Consider the following 16,409-nt stretch of genomic DNA (forward strand, 5'->3'; position numbering starts at 1 on the left):
CGTCTTGCCAGCGCCTAAACCTAGTTCAGAAGATGATCTGCATCCGTGGGATCACTATTCCGATCAACCGCGAATCATCACGGATAGAGCTTATAAAAAGCGGATGAAACGTAAGCACCTTAAGGACTACTTGCTTACCTTTTTGACATCTTGCTTAGTCTTTCCTTTAGCTCTGATCGCTTGGCTTTTAAATCGCAAAGTGGAGCCGTCTTCGGCGCATTTCTTTTCCCTTTGTGTCAATTTAGACAAAGGGGAAGAGCAATATTCGTTGGTTGAGGAGCTGAACTGTAAAAGCTTACAGGTACGATTTTTCCTGTCGGAGATGGATCGTATCGATGAGTATTATCAGTTTTTGGCGGGGTTTGGAACGAAAGAAATTCTCTTAGTGGTAGTGCAAGATCGTCAGCATATTGGTGATCATCAACTGCTTGCTAAAGATATCGCCAGAGTCTTTGACGTCTTCTCATCTTTAGTAAAACAGTTTCAAATCGGAACCACGATCAATCGTTCTAAGTGGGGCTTCTTCTCAGTAGCTGAATATCTTAAGTTTTATCAGGTGGTACAGAAGGTCCGTGATCAACAGTTTAAGAGTTTAAAGCTGTTAGGCCCATCAGTTATCGACTTTGAATACCCTTACCTGATTAGAGCTCTATTTAATGGCTTTAGGCTGAAGTTCGATAAGGTAGCAGCGCTTCTCTATGTAGACAGGCGTGGTGCACCAGAGAATCCGCAAATGAAGGTATTTGATACCTTTAATAAAATTACGCTCTTGCATAGCATTGCTAGATTAAGCCCTAAAACATCTAGTAAGTTACTGCTGACAGAGGCAAATTGGCCTCTGTCCAATACGGCGCCTTGGGCTCCTACCAGCGAAACAGAGTGCGTAAGTGAAAGCGACTATGCGAACTTTATACTTCGCTACCATCTGCAGGTTCTGGCTACTCAAAGAGTTGAATCTGTCCACTGGCATCAGCTTATAGCGCCTGGTTATGGTTTAGTTGATAGCCGAGAAGGGCTACGTAAGCGTGAAGCCTTTTTCGTTTACAAAACTATGTTGGATGTTTTAGGAAATGTAGAAGTACATCATTACCAAAAGCAAGGGGAAGTATATAAGCTCGCTTGTAAAAATATTCAATCAAATAGAGATGTGATTGTGCTTTGGGGCAATGAGGTAGAGCTGCCTTTGTTAGAGTATCTAAAGCAAGAAAATATCAGCGTGGAAAATAAAAAGTTGATGGATAAGTCAGCTGTTACATTGAATCAAATTACAGCCAAAATATCCGATAGTCCGATTTATATTATTGGTTAGATAATAGTTATTCTTCGTGTGAATCTGACTTACAAGCCTTGATTCGTTCTGCAAGCATGCTGGTTAATATCACCAATAGTCCTGTATACATGATGATGCCTGTATTTAGGAAAATTACTTCTTGAGTGATATTCGCAATAAAGAATACGCAGCCAAATGAAGAGAGAGCTACAGCAAAAGGAGCCAGTTCTTTTTGCTTTTGTCTCCAGATCTGGAGGCCGATATAGATTGGGAAGCCTAGAAAAATGATTACAGCTAGTAACCCTATAACGCCTCGTCGTGCAAAAGCGTTGGCGTAGGCGTTGTGGGAATTATCGAATTTTAGTAATTCTTGTCCATATCGCCCAGTCAACACTGCTTGGTTTTTATAGTCAATAAATGCTGAATAACCCATGCCTAGAATTGGTGATTTATTTCCTGCTTCTAAGGCTAGTTTCCATTGAGCTAAACGTATGCCACTAGAAGTATTTGTTTTCGTACCGGCATCAAATGCTATGGTATTTTCAATAGATTTTTGGAAACGCCCCATGATCGAACTGTTGTAAATGACCGTTGCCGAAAGAGCTATGATTGCAATTGTGATCATAGCAGCTGCCAGTTTGCCGACTTTGAATTCAGATAGATAAAGAAGTCCAATCAAAAACGCTGCTATTGGAATGGCGATGATGCTTCCTTTACTTTGGCTAAGAAGGCCTGCCCATAAACCACCTGTTGCAAGAAAAATGAGAGTAATTAGAAAAGTAGGCTTAGCATTTTTTACTCTGATCACCAGAGCTAAAGCTGCAGTAGCAATTCCAATAGCAATAGCGCTAAATTGGATTGCGTTGATGTCACTACCGGCTCTTCCATAGTCGAGAATATATGTGTCATATGCAGCTGAGAGCAAAAGAAATGCTGAGCCTGCAATAAATGCTCCTATCAAATTACGGGTATTTAGTCTTGTAGCATTCAGAAGCGGAATAAGAGGCATAAGTAGCAGAACTTTTGCTGGTTTATCGAGTATTCTTGCTTTTTCGCCAAATAAGAACACCTCTAGAATGAATGCGGCAATGTACAGAGACATAATAATGAGAAGGCTTGTCTCAATACGATTCAGTTGAATATTTTTGCGAATGGTTGGGCTTAAAAAAAATAGATATGAACAGACTATTAGAGTTAAAAAAAGATTGTAGCTATTCTGAAAGGTGACAGAAAAAGCAATTAGACTACAGGTTGCAGCTGTAAGGTAATATCTAGCTAAGGTTGAAATACCCATGCTTTTGAAACTATTCAAAATTGGAGTCCTAGTTTGATATGTAAGTCGCCGTCTTTTATTGACCTGCGGTTTTTTATGAAGCGATGAGCAGGTATAACACTGAAATATATAGTAAAGGATAGAAGGCCGAGATGATGATTTAGTTTTCAGTTATTATCATGCCGAGGTCGAGTCTGAGTGTCTAATTGTTCATCATCTGATGACGTTATGTAGTACATCTAATACTTCTTCGAATTGTCGTTGGCTTTCAAACTTTGATAACGCTTTTTGTTGGCCCGATTTTGACAGTGCATGACGCAGGTTTTGATCTTGGATATAAGTAGCTAGTTTCCTTGATAAATCCTCTGCATTTCGGCTCTCAAACAATAGGCCATTCTGTATATGATCTATTATCTCTAGTGGTCCACCGCTGTTGCTGGCTAAGACTGCGGTACCTGTATGCATAGCTTCTACTATAACCATGCCAAAGGTTTCTTTGTTCGTTGCAAGTACAACACAATCGCTAATAGCCATGAGGTCTTGAACGTTATTGACAAAGCCGGTGAAGGTAACTTGCGAAGATAACCCTATATCAGAAATCTGCTTTTTTAATTGCTCTAGATAGCTTTCATCCATTGGGTTCCCAATAAACATTACTTTTACATTTGGATTGTGAAGCTTCTGTAACGCGTCAATTAATAGTTCTTGACCCTTGGCTGGTTCGATGCGACCGGCGAGTGTTACCACAAAACTATCAGCAAGTTGATATTTCTCTCTTAGAGCTTCTTGCGATGTTTTATCCAGAGGTTTGTATGTTGGAGCGCCGATATAAGAAACTTCTATGGTCGGTCTAATCTCCTTTGGAATGTATTCGGTAATCTGATTTTTAACTTGCTGCGTTACAGCAATCATTAGATCGAGGTTTTTGTAGAGAAAGCGATGATAGAAGTCGCTCTTGAAGCGCGTCATATTCATATGGCGGCTTTGCACGAGCTTTGGATTACGTTTACTTAGCTTTTTAGCCAACACTGTTACAGGTAGATCTTTCGTCCAATGTAAATGGATCAGATCTATCTTGTTTGTATCTATATAGGAAGCTAATTGTTTAGCATTTTTGAAAATGTTTTTCCATGCATGTTTGTGTAGATACAATATTTGTAGATCAACATTTTCAGATAGAGACGAAGCTAATTTGCTATTTTTCGCAACAGCGACATGAGTGCCTGTTTTGTCATTTAAGTATAAGCTCAAGCGTTGCATGTATAGCTCAAGGCCACCTAAATCGGGTGACAAACACAGTTGTAGAATCTGTTCACTCATTAGTGCTGCTCCAAAGAAAAGATTAGGGTTTTGTTTTCATTTGTTAGGCCCTAGTCTTTGAGAAGGTCTTCTTTCTTCACATGAGTCCATTTCCCTCTCGGTTTATCGATGTATTGGAAATGCTCATTGGTAAAACTACCTTGAATGCAAGTGATTTTGTAGTAGCGATAATTAACAGGTTCTTCGCCAATCGCATCGTTAAAAACAGTTGGTCCCGTGAGATCGTAGACTCCGCCACTAATTTTTTTGTTCTGAATATTCTTAATGATGTTATTTATCGTTTCATTAAGGAAGCGGTTTCCTGGTGCGCTTGCAATAAAGTAATTTGTGTAATGTTCTTTATTGAGAAGAAAAACTTCTTCGTCATCTTCATTAATCATTTTAGAAATTGGCCATACCGCATGTGCATCTATGTCCATATATACACCTCCATTGTGATGCAGCGTGATCATACGCCAGAGGTCCGCTTGCGCCGCTCCATCAGTAAGCTTTTCGTAAGCCTCTGATATATGGGCAGGAGTATTTTCTTTGATGAAAACTAATCGATCTTCGGTACTAACATAGCGATATTCAAAGTCAGGGGAAATTATACGATTAAACAGGTAGTTACAATAAACAGGTAAACTTACTCGGTTGGTATAATTTGTTTGCCAAATTATTTTGGGAATCTTGGTTTCTTTTTTCGATGCGCGAAGAGGTTCGCTTTGCTTGGGTATGGTGAAACGCTTCTTCGGAAATAAAAAATGAAAAATAAAAGAAAACCCTTTCACCAATGCTCCGAATAACTTGGCAAGTCGATTAACTAGAATGATCTTTAAAGGCAATTTCATCTGTGGTCCTACTGCGTTGAGGATTTCTGATAAGGGCTTTCCTTGCCATTTAACTGTGTTTTAAATCGTTTGTGAACCCACATATATTGTGTGGGTGCTTTTCTTACGCCTGCTTCAACGGCTAAATTCACTAATGTCGCATCTTGTTCATCATCCCCGCTAGGAAAGTTAGCTACAGGGACAATTTCTACAATGTAGCCAGAATCATCTTCTTTGCGGCGTTGTTGCATTGAAAGAAGAGGGGAGTTGTTTAATTTAACCATGCGTGTTGTCGCTGTCACGGTTGCTGCTGTTTGACCAAAGAAAGGCACAAAAACCGATGTTTTATGACCCATATCTTGATCAGGTCCATACCAAACAACCTGATTTTTCTTGAGGCAACGAATAATTTCTCGCAACTGTTTTCGCTCAATCGGGCGGCTAAACGAAGCACGTCCCTCACTAATCGTTTTTTCCATTAACGGATTGTTGTGTTGGCGGTACATAGAGATCAGTGGAGCACCATGCCCAGAAAAAAGCATGCCGCCTAAATCTAAGTGAGAATAATGGGCGCCAAGTAAGATGACTCCACGTCCTTGTTTCAAGGCTTTATCCAACAATTCAAAGCCGCGATATTCTGTACGCTCCTGTAGAGCTTTTTTGTTTCCCCAGTATGACCAAGCAGTTTCAACTAACCCGATACTGTTGTTTTTGAAAACATCGCGGACAAATTGATCGCGCTCTACTTCATCTAATTCTGGAAAGCATAGCTTGCAATTTACATTCGTAATATGGCGACGTTTCGGTAGTAAATAGTACAGCGCCATGCCTAGCAGGCGTCCGAAAGCTAAACCCATTTTAAAAGGCAGTAAAGCAAGCATTCTAAGAAGAATAACACCTAGCCAAGTTGGCCAGTATTTTGGAGTTAAAAGGGATTCAGTTTTATTCACAGTCAATCAGATCTTGATCAATAAGCGGTTGATTATACGTGTGTCCTAGTTTGTCAGCCAGCTAGAAGGTTGGGGAAGTTATATCATCAGGTTATAATGCTGGCCTAATTTCTGAGGATTAATGTCCGTTTATGTCTAAAAATGACCTAGAGAAAGGTATAGGGATGAAAATATATTTTCGTCTTTTAACCTATGTTCGCCCTTATTGGCTACCTTTTTTATTGGGCATCTTTGGATTTATCCTCTATGCAAGTGCTCAGACCGGTTTTGCTGCATTGATGGAGTACTTGATTGATGCCATCAGTGAAGCAAAAGAGGAGACATACATTTATGGTCCTTTAGCCGTGATTGGCATTGCCATTGTCCGCGGTATTGGTACCTTTATGGGTAACTTTTTCACTGCCTACGTCGCGCGGAATATTGTGCATCAGCTTAGAATTGTGATGTTTGATAAGTTGCTGAACATACCTCTGGAGTACTTTCACAACAATTCATCAGGGCATATTCTTTCAAAAATCTCATACAATGTTGAACAAGTAACAAATGCGGCTACGGACTCACTCAAAGTAACTGTTCGAGAAGGTATGACCGTGATAGGTCTCTTTGGTTATCTGCTTTATCTAAATTGGCAGCTCACTCTTGTCTTTGTGGCGGTTTCACCATTAATCGCTTTGGTTGTGATGATTGCCTCAAAGCGTTTTCGTCGTTTGGGACATCGCATTCAAGATTCTATGGGGGATGTAACGCACGTCGCTTCTGAGAATGTTCAAGGAGTGCAAATTGTTCGTACGTTTGGGGGGTGTGATAAAGAGCGACAACGGTTTGAACAAGCTAGTGGGCAGAATATGCGACAAAGTTTGAAATTGGCGTTCACTGAAGGTTTGAGTGTTCCTATTGTTCAGATTATTGTTTCCAGTGCCTTAGCCCTCCTGATTTTCTTAGCCCTACACCCAATGATGAATAACGAAATGACTGCGGGGCAGTTTATTGCGTTTATTATTGCTGCTGGCTTAATTGCTAAGCCGCTACGCGCTTTAACCGAAGTAAACAGCGCTATTCAACGGGGTATCGCCGCGGCTAAAAGTATTTTTGAGTTGGTTGACGAGGTGGAAGAAACTAACTCGGGCAGTGTGATTGCGCAGAATGATAAGGGAAGCAGTAGCCTTGAATTTAAAGATCTGTGCTTTTCTTACCTAGAAAATAAGCCCGTGCTTAATCGCTTAAACCTCAAAGTAGAACCGGGACAAACAGTGGCTCTAGTAGGCAGATCAGGTAGTGGTAAATCCACATTGGCAAGTTTGATTCCCCGTTTTTATGAACCGACCAGTGGGGAAATTCTGTTAAACGGTCATAAACTGGATGACTACGAGTTGATCTCTTTACGATCTCAAATCGCCTTGGTAACTCAGAATGTGTTCCTATTTGATGGCACGATTCGTGAGAATATAGCTTACGGGGTAGACCCTGGTGTTGAGGAAACTGCAATAATTGAAGCAGCACATGCCGCTCATGTGATGGAGTTTGTTGAGCGTATGCCCGATGGCTTAGATACCCATGTAGGCGAAAAAGGTACCAAACTATCAGGTGGTCAACGTCAACGTATTGCGATTGCGCGTGCGATTTTGAAAAATGCCCCTGTCCTTATTCTTGATGAGGCAACGTCAGCCTTGGATACAGAGTCAGAACGCCATATCCAAGCGGCTCTAGAGAATGTAATGAAAGGGCGAACGACCTTGGTTATAGCACATCGACTTTCAACTATAGAGTCAGCAGACCAGATTGTGGTGATGGATCAAGGCCAAATTATGGAGAAAGGATCGCATGCAGAGCTTTTACAGCAAGGTGGAATGTATGCGGATCTTTACCAGAAGCAGTTTACTGAAAATGACTGAGCATCTTAGTCACGGAGAAATTGAATGAAAATCAATATGCCACGTTTTGATAAAGCACAGGTTCTAGTTGTCGGGGACCTAATGCTAGATCGTTATTGGCATGGGCCAACCTCAAGAATTTCGCCTGAAGCACCGGTACCAGTGGTAAAAGTTGAGCAGAATGAAGATCGCCCAGGTGGCGCTGCTAACGTGGCATTGAATGTAACAGCCTTAGGGGCGGGTGTTTCTTTGGTTGGTTTGGTTGGTAAAGACGAAGCGGGTGAAGCGCTTCAGAAGCAGTTGACCTCAGCTCGAGTGCACTGTGCTTTTTCGATTACTGAAGCAGAGCCGACGATCACTAAATTACGTATTATTAGTCGTCACCAACAATTGATTCGCTTGGATTTTGAAGAGGCTTTCTCTGCTGAACACAGCGAAAGTATTCAATCAGAGTTAGAACCTTTATTAGGTAACGTTGGCGTTTTGGTGCTGTCGGATTACGGTAAAGGTACTCTGTCTGATTGCCAAGGTTTAATTGAAGCAGCAAAGGCTGAAAGCGTACCTGTGCTGGTTGATCCGAAAGGCAGTGACTTTAGTAAGTATCGCGGTGCAACCTTATTGACGCCGAACCTGTCCGAATTTGAAGCAATTGTTGGACATTGTGCATCTGATGAAGAACTTGTTTCTAAAGGACAGGCATTAGCGAAAGAGCTTGAACTAGATGCTTTGCTAGTGACCCGCAGTGAGCATGGTATGACTTTGATTCCTGCTGAAGGTGATGAGGTTCATTTCCCTGCGCGAGCACGTGAAGTGTTCGATGTAACAGGTGCTGGCGATACAGTTATCTCAACACTTGCTTCAGCTTTAGCTGCGGGTGAGGAGCTCACTAATGCTGTGGCTTTATCCAATATCGCAGCGAGTATTGTAGTGGGTAAATTGGGTACTGCGGCTATCAGTGCGCCAGAACTGCGTCGTGCTGTGACTAAAGAGCAAGGTGCTGAGCGCGGTGTAGTAACCGAAGAACAGTTGCTGATTGCGCTTGCTGATGCCCGTGCTGCTGGTGAGAGTATTGTCTTTACTAATGGTTGCTTCGATATCTTACATGCGGGTCATGTAGGATATCTAGAACAAGCAAGAGCCCAAGGTGATCGCCTTGTCTTGGCTGTCAATAGCGATGAATCTGTTAGTCGCTTGAAAGGACCGGGTCGTCCTATTAATCCAGTTGAGCGCCGTATGGCTGTATTGTCCGGTTTGGAAGCAGTCGATTGGGTACTTTATTTTACTGAAGATACCCCTGAACGCTTACTAGAGCAGGTGAAGCCTGATGTCTTAGTTAAAGGCGGCGACTATGGCATTGAAGGCGTTGTTGGCGGTGAATTTGTACGTAGCTACGGTGGTGAAGTTAGAGTGCTTTCTTTCCTCGATAACTGCTCTACTACAGCCATTGTTGAGAAAATTCAGGGCGATAGCGACGAATAGTCAGCTATCGCACTTTTTAAAACTAGCTTAGATCGCAAGTTTGCTGAGCGCGGTATTAGCTGCGTTCACATTACTCGCTAGATGCTTGGGATTGATTGTGCCGATAATGGCTGAAGTTACGCCAGGGTGGGTATAAATAAAGTCAAAACTCGCCTGAATCGGATCTTGAGTTTGATCTAGGCAGATATGACCCGAAGCGAGTGCCTTTTTAAGCAATATGCCTTTATTGTTTTGGGCTGCGTAGTCCAGTACCGCTTCCTCATCTCGATGGTTTAGATTGTAAGTCACCATCGCACAGTCAGATTTCTCTATAGCTAATAACCCGCCTTCTACGGTCTTAGTCGACATACCAGTCGCGCGGATTTTTCCTGACTGTTTTAATTCCTCTAGAACATCCAAGATGCCGTATTTGCGGATGATCTCTATATCATTTCCATCAGAGTGGACCAGTAACATATCAATATAATCAGTGTGTAAGCGTTTAAGGCTGCGCTCGACACTGAATTGCACGTGCTCAGGCGTGAAATTAAAACCGGATTCACCAGTCGTATTGTCAAACTCTTCACCAACTTTTGAACAGATAACCCAGTCGTTACGTTGCCCTTCAAGCAGAGGCCCTAAACGCTCTTCGCTATTGCCATAAGCAGGGGCGGTATCTATCAGGTTGATGCCTAAATCTTTAGCTTGTGCGATTAAATCAAGCACTGCTTTGTCATCAGGAATGGTGAACCCCGTTGGATACTTTACGCCTTTATCTCGACCGATCTTTACAGTGCCTAGGCCGATGGGTGAGATCTTTAAACCTGTTTGAGCTAACTCGCGTTTAATCAAAACTCACTCTCCCATAAAGGCTGTGCGGTTTCCGGCTTAGGAAGTACAGTTAGAGGCGAAAGGTCATTATCAGATGATATTTGCTTACATAACGGTAGTACCTGATCGGCTAGATCAGGCGATAGCGCTAGTTTAGTTGGCCAAGCCACGATGCAATTGCCGACTTTCTGTGCAAAAGCAGAATCTGGCCTTGCCAGAGATGATTGCTTTGGTTCGGCACGATTAACATGGAATGTGCTCCATTGCGCATCTGAAAGATCGACCCAAGGGAGTAAATCTGCAATAGCTTTTTTAGCAAATTGAATCTGTTCAGATGGAGAACGATCTAAACCGGTTTCAGCTACATCGCCACCAAGGTACCAAACCTGTTTGCCATCACTGCAAGGGTGTGTGGTAATCGTTGCCACCGGTTTGCTGCCTGTACCAATGCAATGGGCAAACGTAGGCAAATTGTGGTCGTGCTTGACCATCACCATATGCAAAGGGCGTTTTTGCATCTCAGGCTGTTCGAGCGCTAATTGACTAGCAATAGATTCGTAGCCTTCACCAGAGGTCAGCACCAGCTGAGCAGTTTCCAGTGTTAGGTCATGCTCATTAAAGGCGATGCTCTGAATCTGTTGATCCTGAATCTGGATTTCAGCTTGGTTGAGATCCGCTTTGAATATGCGATCTTCAACAGGTGCTCTCAGTGCATCAATCACGGTTGGTACGTTTAATACCAGCTCATTCAAACGGTATAGAGAGCCTTTAAATTTGGAATTTGAAAACACTTTAGGACGATCTGATTTTGATACCTCTTCAACACGTCCGCGAAAGGCTTTGGTCGCAAAGAAGGTGGTCATGCGAGAGCCTAAAGAGCCTTTAGACCACATATAGTGAGCTTCAGATAGGACTTCTACCGAGGTGAGGTCTATTTCGCCGTTGCCATTTAGGCAATCGCGCCAGCGTTGTGGCATCTCTTTGATTGTATTGGAGGCTTGGGTCAGTACGCCGTTAAGCGCATATTTTGTACCGCCATGAATGATCCCCTGTGCACGGATGGTCTGTCCACCACCTAAGGTGTCTTTCTCCAGCAAAATGGCATTTAGTCCATCTTTTACTGCTCTATTAAGAAGCCAAAGGCCAGCTACGCCGCCGCCCACGATTACGAGATCAAGTTTAAGTGTATTCATAGACGGCATTATAAGCATGGGGGCGCTTAGGAGCTAGCCGATGCGTGTTATACTAGACGACTTTATTGTCGACTAGCGTGCACACTATTTATGAATCGCACTCTCTACACTTGTCTGTTTTATATCGCTCTACCGTTTATTCTGTTGAAGTTATGGTTGCGAGGACGTAAAGCGCCCGCTTATCGTCAGCGTTGGCAAGAACGACTCGGTTTAATTAAATCGCCAGCTTTTGATGATCGGCCTTTGTGGATTCATGCCGTATCGGTCGGTGAGGCACTGGCGATTATTCCTCTCGTTAAGCTGATACAAGCTCGCTATCCTCAGTTACCTATTGTGATGACCACGATGACGCCAACGGGAGCTGAACGAATCATCGATACCTTCGGTGATAGCGTTACTCACTATTACTGCCCTTATGATGCGCCTTGTGCGATCAATCGTTTTCTATCCAAAGTTAAACCGCGCGGTTGTGTGGTTGTTGAAACTGAATTATGGCCAAACATGATTGCAGGTTGTGCCAAGCATGATGTGCCTGTGTTAGTCGCAAATGCACGGTTATCAGCAAGATCTGCAAAGGGCTACGCTCGTTTCAGCAATATGGCTGATCAGATGCTAAAGCGGATCACTAAGATAGCTGCGCAAAATAGTGTTGATGGTCAGCGCTTTGTTGATTTAGGTCTTCCAAAGAGCGCTTTGGAGGTAACCGGTTCAATAAAATTTGATGTCTCTGCTCCAGATGGGAGTGAACGTTTGGCAGTCGCCCTGCGAGAAATGTGGGGTTCAGATCGACCAGTCTTTATTGCTGCCAGTACGCATGAAGGCGAAGAAAGTGCGATCTTAAATGTATATCACAAGCTATTGGAGAGCACTCCTAAGCTAATGCTGGTTATCGTTCCTCGCCACCCGGAACGATTTGATGGTGTTGCAGAGCTTATAAAACAACAAGGCTTTAAGTTAGCGCGTCGTAGCTTAGGTCAACAACCGAGCCCTAAAACCCAAGTGTATCTTGGTGACACTATGGGTGAACTTATGAAACTGTTAGCGGCGGCTGATATTGCGTTTGTTGGCGGTAGTTTAATTGAGCGCGGCGGGCATAATCCATTGGAGCCTGCGGTTTTAAAGAAAGCCGTTGTTATGGGGCCACACTTCTTTAACTTCCAAGTTATTTGCGACTCTTTACGCGAAGCTGGCGGGCTGGTTGTAGTCGAAGATGAAACTGCCTTGCTACAACAGGCTGAGAAGTTGATACAAGCGCCTGCTGAAAGAGAGAAAATTGGCGAGTTAGGTCAGGCGTTTGTGAAGGAAAATCAAGGCGCATTGGATCGTTTATACGCCTTGACTGAACGCGTCTGCATTAATAGCGATTAATGCGGACGAACTATTAGGCGTTGCTAGTAGTTCGTCTGTCCATCTCTTCGCACAACCAGTGCCCTACGAAAATGTGGGCTTCTTGAATACGCGCTGTTTCGTCAGAAGGCACGCGTATTAGGTGATCGGCAATATCGTTTAGCTTACCGCCGTGAGAGCCTGTCCAAGCCCAGCTGGTGCAACCGATCTCTTTTGCCGCTTCAATTGCATCAATGACGTTAGCACTGTTGCCTGAAGTCGAAATGCCGATGATCAAGTCTTCAGGCTTAGCTAAAGCCTGTACTTGACGGGTAAATACAGAATCATAACTGTAGTCGTTGCTGTGAGCGGTAAGAATCGAAGTGTCCACTGTAAGTGCTATAGCTGCGAGTGGACGACGTTCTGCCTTGTAACGTACAACAAACTCAGCCGCTAGGTGCTGGCTGTCGGCTGCACTGCCGCCGTTACCCATGAAGATCAATTTTCCGCCTTGGTCAAAACATTGCTGAATTTGATCGGCAAGTAGTTGGCTATCAGCAGCAATTTTGTCTAACTGGTTAAAGGTATCAAAGTGGCGTTGTAGCGCATTTGAGAATGACATATTAAGCTCCAGTTAGATTGAAAATCAGAGTTTCACCCGCTTGTTCAGCAAAGGCCTTACCGAAGAAATCTTCAAGCTTTTGGCCGTCACTATCCAAAACCCAGCTGTTAAGACTTTCATCATAGTCAAAGTGGAAACCACCGCTCTTGGTTGCCAACCATAGTTGTTTAACAGGAGCCTGACGGGTAAAAATAAGCTGAGTGCGGTTTTCACAGATGATCGTTAGAATCCCGCCACCGAACTGAACGTCAATGTCGGTTTCTGCATCATCTAGCACCTCTTCAATCTGCCCTAATGTTTCTTCAACCAGATCGTTAAATTCGCTTTCAGTCATGTTTACTCCGGCGCTATTGCCTTGAAATCGTGTTTATAGAGGCGAAGTATATCAAGCAATAGCTAAAAGCCGAAGAATGGTTCTCATTAACTCCTAAAAATTACTATAAAAAGGCGTTTTTATCTTTTTATCTACTTGTATATGAAAAACGTTTTTATGAAATCGCTGTGAACTAGGTATAATCGACGAATTAGACCGTTTAATGGGATTCCCACTGTGAAAACGCAGACCAAACGAATTGGATTAGTTGTCCTGCTCAGTATGTTAGTGCTGGGTGGATGTGGCCAGAAGGGCCCTTTGTATCTGCCTGATGCAGAAAATCAGAAAAAGTCACAGCAGAAGTAAGAGAATTTTCATGGATTCATTCGAATATAAAAATGGGCAGCTCTGCTGTGAAGAAATTGCTTTAACACGCGTTGCCGAAGAGTTTGGCACACCCACCTATGTGTATTCTCGTGATGCACTTGAGCGTGCTTACCTAGCATACGCAGATGCATTAGAAGGGCATGATTCATTAGTTTGTTATGCCGTAAAAGCTAACTCCAACATTGCAGTGCTAAATGTTCTTGCGCGCTTAGGTGCGGGTTTCGATATCGTATCTGCCGGTGAGCTAGAACGTGTACTACGTGCAGGCGGCGATGCTTCCAAAGTTGTTTTCTCCGGTGTTGGTAAACAGCCAGCAGAGATTGCGCGTGCTCTCGAAGTAGGCATTCGTTGCTTTAACATTGAGTCAGAAGCTGAGCTTGAGCGTGTAAACGAAGTCGCTGGCGCTGAAGGCAAAGTGGCTGCGATCTCATTCCGTGTGAATCCGGACGTAGATGCAGGTACCCATCCTTATATCTCTACAGGTTTGAAAGAGAATAAATTTGGTATCGATATTGATGAAGCTGTACGTATTTACGCTCGTGCAGCTCAGATGGAAAATGTTGATGTTGTCGGTATGGATTGCCACATCGGCAGTCAGCTAACGGAAGTTACTCCATTCCTAGATGCACTCGATCGTGTATTGGTACTAGTAGATCAGTTAGCTGAGCAAGGTATCACGATTAAGCATCTGGATTTGGGTGGTGGTCTAGGTGTTTGTTACACCGATGAAGTGCCTCCAACGCCTCAAGAGTATATTTCTGAAGTTCTTAAGAAAGTTGAAGGTCGTGATCTTGAACTGATTTTTGAGCCTGGTCGTTCTATCGCAGCCAATGCCGGTGTAATGCTGACTCGTGTTGAGTTTTTGAAGTGCACTGGTGAGAAAAATTTCGCAATCATTGATGGCGCCATGAATGACTTGATCCGTCCATCTTTATACAGCGCTTATCAGGAGATCGTTCCGGTAATGTTGCGCGAAGGTGGTGAGGAGAAGCAGTGGGATCTTGTAGGTCCTGTTTGTGAAACGGGTGACTTCTTAGGTAAAGATCGTGCGCTAACGCTAGAAGCAGGTGACTTGCTGGCGGTATGTTCTGCGGGTGCTTATGGCTTTGTGATGGCGTCTAACTACAACAGCCGTGGTCGTCCTGCTGAAGTGATGGTTGATGATAATCAATTCCACCTGATTCGTAAGCGTGAAACGCTAGCTGATCTGGTTAAAGGTGAGCAACTTCTACCTAAAGATCGCTAGGGGTTATTGATGTTAGTCCGTTTTACCAAAATGCACGGTTTAGGTAATGACTTTATGGTGCTGGATCTAGTGACCCAGCGCGTAAAAGTTACGCCTAAACTGGTAAAGAAACTTGGTGATCGTAACTTTGGTGTTGGATTCGACCAGCTATTAATTGTTGAGCCACCTTCTGATCCAGATGTGGATTTCCGTTACCGTATATTCAACCAAGATGGTTCAGAAGTTGAAAACTGCGGTAATGGTGCTCGTTGCTTCGCCAAGTTTGTTCACGATAAGCGCTTAACGGGTAAGTCTGAAGTTGTCGTGCAGACGGCTAATGGCCGTATGTGCCTGAAAATTCGCGAAGATAAGCGAGTTGAGGTCAATATGGGGCAGCCTATATTGCAGCCTTCTGAGATCCCTTTTACGGCCGACCAGCAAGCAATTACTTACCCTGTTGAAGTCGACCATCAAGGCACAGCTGAAACAGTTGAATTAAGTGCGGTATCTATGGGCAACCCGCATGGGGTTTTGGTTGTGGATAACACCGAAACAGCGGCAGTAGAAACGTTAGGCCCAGTGCTAGAGCCTCATACGTGCTTCCCTGCAAAAGCAAATATCGGTTTTATGCAGGTTTTGGCGCGTAATGAAGTTAATCTGCGTGTATTTGAGCGTGGCGTTGGTGAAACGATTGCTTGTGGGACCGGTGCGTGCGCCGCGGTTGTTGCAGGTAAATTGCGCGGTCTGCTCGATATGCCTGTGACAGTTCATCTTCCTGGTGGCGATCTTGAGGTCGAGTGGCAGGGTGAAGGCCATCCCGTTATTATGACAGGGCCAGCAACAACGGTTTATGAAGGACAGATCTTCGTATGAGTGAAGAAACAGGACAGATTAGCGAAGCTCAGGTAGCGGAATACCTCCAGCAACACCCTGACTTTTTCACAGGTAATGCAAAATTACTGGAAAAATTACATGTACCTCATGAGACAGGACGAGCTGTCTCTTTGGTTGAACGGCAAACCACGGTTCTGCGTGAAAAAAACCAGAATCTAACAGCGCATCTTTCTGATCTGATCGACATTGCACGACATAATGATCTGCAGTTCGAAAAGACCAAACGTATGGTATTGGCATTATTGGAAGCTGAAACGCTGGATGATATCGCTGTCGCGATTGATGAAAGCTTATGTCAGGACTTTGCTAGCGATAGTACAGCGTTGATTTTGTTCACGAGCAAACCTCTAGATGTGAATAACCTTCGACTTACTCTGCGTGAAGATGCTGCGGTGATTGATAGTTTGGTAGGTACTAATCTACCGAGCTGTGGACGCCTGTCTGATGCTGAAAATGAATTCATTTTCGGTGATGAAGCTGTCAAAGTTCAATCCGCTGCAGTTGTACCGTTAGTGCAGGGAGAAACTTTGGGTTTGTTGGCAATTGGTAGCTTTGATGCAAACTACTTTACCAGTAGCCAAGGTACAGTCTTGCTAAGCTATGTTGGTGAAGTATTGAGCCGCGTAGCTTCTCGTATTCTGCGTCAGCAGGATCACTAAAGAAAGAT

At 43.6% G+C, this 16,409-nt stretch carries 16 protein-coding genes; 8 read left to right on the forward strand and 8 right to left on the reverse strand.

From position 1 onward, the window contains the following. Positions 1-4: 4 nt before the first annotated feature. Positions 5-1,309 carry a hypothetical protein gene (locus ACMXYV_RS01295; protein WP_415889976.1) on the forward strand — a complete coding sequence of 435 codons (1,305 nt, stop codon included), beginning with the start codon at positions 5-7 and terminating at the stop codon, positions 1,307-1,309. Between the two features lie 7 nt (positions 1,310-1,316). Here the strand turns inward: ACMXYV_RS01295 and ACMXYV_RS01300 are convergent, their stop codons facing one another. The 4 genes from ACMXYV_RS01300 to ACMXYV_RS01315 all read right to left on the reverse strand — a co-directional run bounded on the left by ACMXYV_RS01300 (position 1,317) and on the right by ACMXYV_RS01315 (position 5,622). Beyond that, positions 1,317-2,582 (reverse strand): O-antigen ligase family protein, encoded by a 1,266-nt coding sequence (locus tag ACMXYV_RS01300; RefSeq protein ID WP_415889977.1) that lies wholly within the window; start codon positions 2,580-2,582, stop codon positions 1,317-1,319. Between the two features lie 174 nt (positions 2,583-2,756). Continuing rightward, positions 2,757-3,863, reverse strand: a complete 1,107-nt coding sequence (locus ACMXYV_RS01305; protein WP_415889978.1) for a glycosyltransferase family 4 protein — start codon at positions 3,861-3,863, stop codon at positions 2,757-2,759. A gap of 50 nt (positions 3,864-3,913) precedes the next feature. Next, the gene (locus ACMXYV_RS01310; protein WP_415889979.1) at positions 3,914-4,693 is read right to left on the reverse strand and encodes a glycosyltransferase family 32 protein; all 780 of its coding nucleotides are present in this window, start codon (positions 4,691-4,693) and stop codon (positions 3,914-3,916) included. Positions 4,694-4,701: 8 nt separating this feature from the next. After that, complete coding sequence (locus ACMXYV_RS01315; RefSeq protein WP_415889980.1) at positions 4,702-5,622, reverse strand: lipid A biosynthesis acyltransferase; 921 nt, start codon at positions 5,620-5,622, stop codon at positions 4,702-4,704. 164 nt (positions 5,623-5,786) lie between these two features. Here ACMXYV_RS01315 and msbA point away from each other — a divergent pair, with 164 nt between their 5' ends. Together msbA and hldE are read left to right on the forward strand one after the other, a co-directional pair. Next, positions 5,787-7,514 (forward strand): lipid A export permease/ATP-binding protein MsbA, encoded by a 1,728-nt coding sequence (msbA, locus tag ACMXYV_RS01320; RefSeq protein WP_415889981.1) that lies wholly within the window; start codon positions 5,787-5,789, stop codon positions 7,512-7,514. A gap of 24 nt (positions 7,515-7,538) precedes the next feature. Continuing rightward, positions 7,539-8,972 carry a bifunctional D-glycero-beta-D-manno-heptose-7-phosphate kinase/D-glycero-beta-D-manno-heptose 1-phosphate adenylyltransferase HldE gene (gene hldE / locus ACMXYV_RS01325; protein WP_415889982.1) on the forward strand — a complete coding sequence of 478 codons (1,434 nt, stop codon included), beginning with the start codon at positions 7,539-7,541 and terminating at the stop codon, positions 8,970-8,972. Between the two features lie 27 nt (positions 8,973-8,999). Here the strand turns inward: hldE and ACMXYV_RS01330 are convergent, their stop codons facing one another. Together ACMXYV_RS01330 and ACMXYV_RS01335 are read right to left on the reverse strand one after the other, a co-directional pair. Then, complete coding sequence (locus ACMXYV_RS01330; RefSeq protein ID WP_415889983.1) at positions 9,000-9,803, reverse strand: aldo/keto reductase; 804 nt, start codon at positions 9,801-9,803, stop codon at positions 9,000-9,002. Next, positions 9,800-10,975, reverse strand: coding sequence for an FAD-dependent oxidoreductase (locus ACMXYV_RS01335; RefSeq protein ID WP_415889984.1), 1,176 nt, complete (start codon positions 10,973-10,975; stop codon positions 9,800-9,802). The genes ACMXYV_RS01330 and ACMXYV_RS01335 overlap by 4 nt, the downstream gene beginning before the upstream one ends. Before the next feature lie 90 nt (positions 10,976-11,065). On the opposite strand from ACMXYV_RS01335, the gene waaA reads away from it, so the two are divergent. Continuing rightward, positions 11,066-12,343, forward strand: coding sequence for a lipid IV(A) 3-deoxy-D-manno-octulosonic acid transferase (gene waaA / locus ACMXYV_RS01340; RefSeq protein ID WP_415889985.1), 1,278 nt, complete (start codon positions 11,066-11,068; stop codon positions 12,341-12,343). A 13-nt stretch (positions 12,344-12,356) separates the two neighbouring features. On the opposite strand, the gene ACMXYV_RS01345 is transcribed toward waaA, so the two are convergent. Together ACMXYV_RS01345 and cyaY are read right to left on the reverse strand one after the other, a co-directional pair. Further along, positions 12,357-12,923, reverse strand: coding sequence for an SIS domain-containing protein (locus tag ACMXYV_RS01345; RefSeq protein WP_415889987.1), 567 nt, complete (start codon positions 12,921-12,923; stop codon positions 12,357-12,359). A gap of 1 nt (position 12,924) precedes the next feature. Further along, positions 12,925-13,257: an iron donor protein CyaY gene (gene cyaY, locus ACMXYV_RS01350; protein ID WP_415889989.1), complete on the reverse strand. Its 333-nt coding sequence runs from the start codon at positions 13,255-13,257 to the stop codon at positions 12,925-12,927. 216 nt (positions 13,258-13,473) lie between these two features. On the opposite strand from cyaY, the gene lptM reads away from it, so the two are divergent. From lptM to ACMXYV_RS01370, 4 genes are read left to right on the forward strand one after another with little or no spacing between them, the layout of a single operon-like run. Continuing rightward, a complete protein-coding gene (lptM, locus tag ACMXYV_RS01355) occupies positions 13,474-13,602 on the forward strand; it encodes an LPS translocon maturation chaperone LptM (RefSeq protein ID WP_415883207.1) in 129 nt (42 codons plus the stop codon). A gap of 10 nt (positions 13,603-13,612) precedes the next feature. Continuing rightward, positions 13,613-14,869: a diaminopimelate decarboxylase gene (lysA, locus tag ACMXYV_RS01360; protein WP_415889990.1), complete on the forward strand. Its 1,257-nt coding sequence runs from the start codon at positions 13,613-13,615 to the stop codon at positions 14,867-14,869. A gap of 9 nt (positions 14,870-14,878) precedes the next feature. After that, the gene (gene dapF / locus ACMXYV_RS01365; protein ID WP_415889992.1) at positions 14,879-15,721 is read left to right on the forward strand and encodes a diaminopimelate epimerase; all 843 of its coding nucleotides are present in this window, start codon (positions 14,879-14,881) and stop codon (positions 15,719-15,721) included. Then, positions 15,718-16,401: a DUF484 family protein gene (locus ACMXYV_RS01370; protein ID WP_415883210.1), complete on the forward strand. Its 684-nt coding sequence runs from the start codon at positions 15,718-15,720 to the stop codon at positions 16,399-16,401. Before dapF ends, ACMXYV_RS01370 begins: the two co-directional genes overlap by 4 nt. Positions 16,402-16,409: the final 8 nt, after the last annotated feature.

It is taken from the genome of Neptuniibacter sp. SY11_33 (genome assembly GCF_047778025.1).
Taxonomy (GTDB): domain Bacteria; phylum Pseudomonadota; class Gammaproteobacteria; order Pseudomonadales; family Balneatricaceae; genus Neptuniibacter.

What these genes read in the sequence shown, in the direction of transcription:
- cyaY (WP_415889989.1), bottom strand. Translation starts at nt 13,257, where the DNA reads ATGACTGAAAGCGAATTTAACGATCTGGTTGAAGAAACATTAGGGCAG.
- ACMXYV_RS01305 (WP_415889978.1), bottom strand. Translation starts at nt 3,863, where the DNA reads ATGAGTGAACAGATTCTACAACTGTGTTTGTCACCCGATTTAGGTGGC.
- ACMXYV_RS01370 (WP_415883210.1), top strand. Translation starts at nt 15,718, where the DNA reads ATGAGTGAAGAAACAGGACAGATTAGCGAAGCTCAGGTAGCGGAATAC.
- ACMXYV_RS01335 (WP_415889984.1), bottom strand. Translation starts at nt 10,975, where the DNA reads ATGAATACACTTAAACTTGATCTCGTAATCGTGGGCGGCGGCGTAGCT.
- hldE (WP_415889982.1), top strand. Translation starts at nt 7,539, where the DNA reads ATGAAAATCAATATGCCACGTTTTGATAAAGCACAGGTTCTAGTTGTC.
- ACMXYV_RS01310 (WP_415889979.1), bottom strand. Translation starts at nt 4,693, where the DNA reads ATGAAATTGCCTTTAAAGATCATTCTAGTTAATCGACTTGCCAAGTTA.
- waaA (WP_415889985.1), top strand. Translation starts at nt 11,066, where the DNA reads ATGAATCGCACTCTCTACACTTGTCTGTTTTATATCGCTCTACCGTTT.
- lysA (WP_415889990.1), top strand. Translation starts at nt 13,613, where the DNA reads ATGGATTCATTCGAATATAAAAATGGGCAGCTCTGCTGTGAAGAAATT.
- dapF (WP_415889992.1), top strand. Translation starts at nt 14,879, where the DNA reads ATGTTAGTCCGTTTTACCAAAATGCACGGTTTAGGTAATGACTTTATG.
- msbA (WP_415889981.1), top strand. Translation starts at nt 5,787, where the DNA reads ATGAAAATATATTTTCGTCTTTTAACCTATGTTCGCCCTTATTGGCTA.
- ACMXYV_RS01345 (WP_415889987.1), bottom strand. Translation starts at nt 12,923, where the DNA reads ATGTCATTCTCAAATGCGCTACAACGCCACTTTGATACCTTTAACCAG.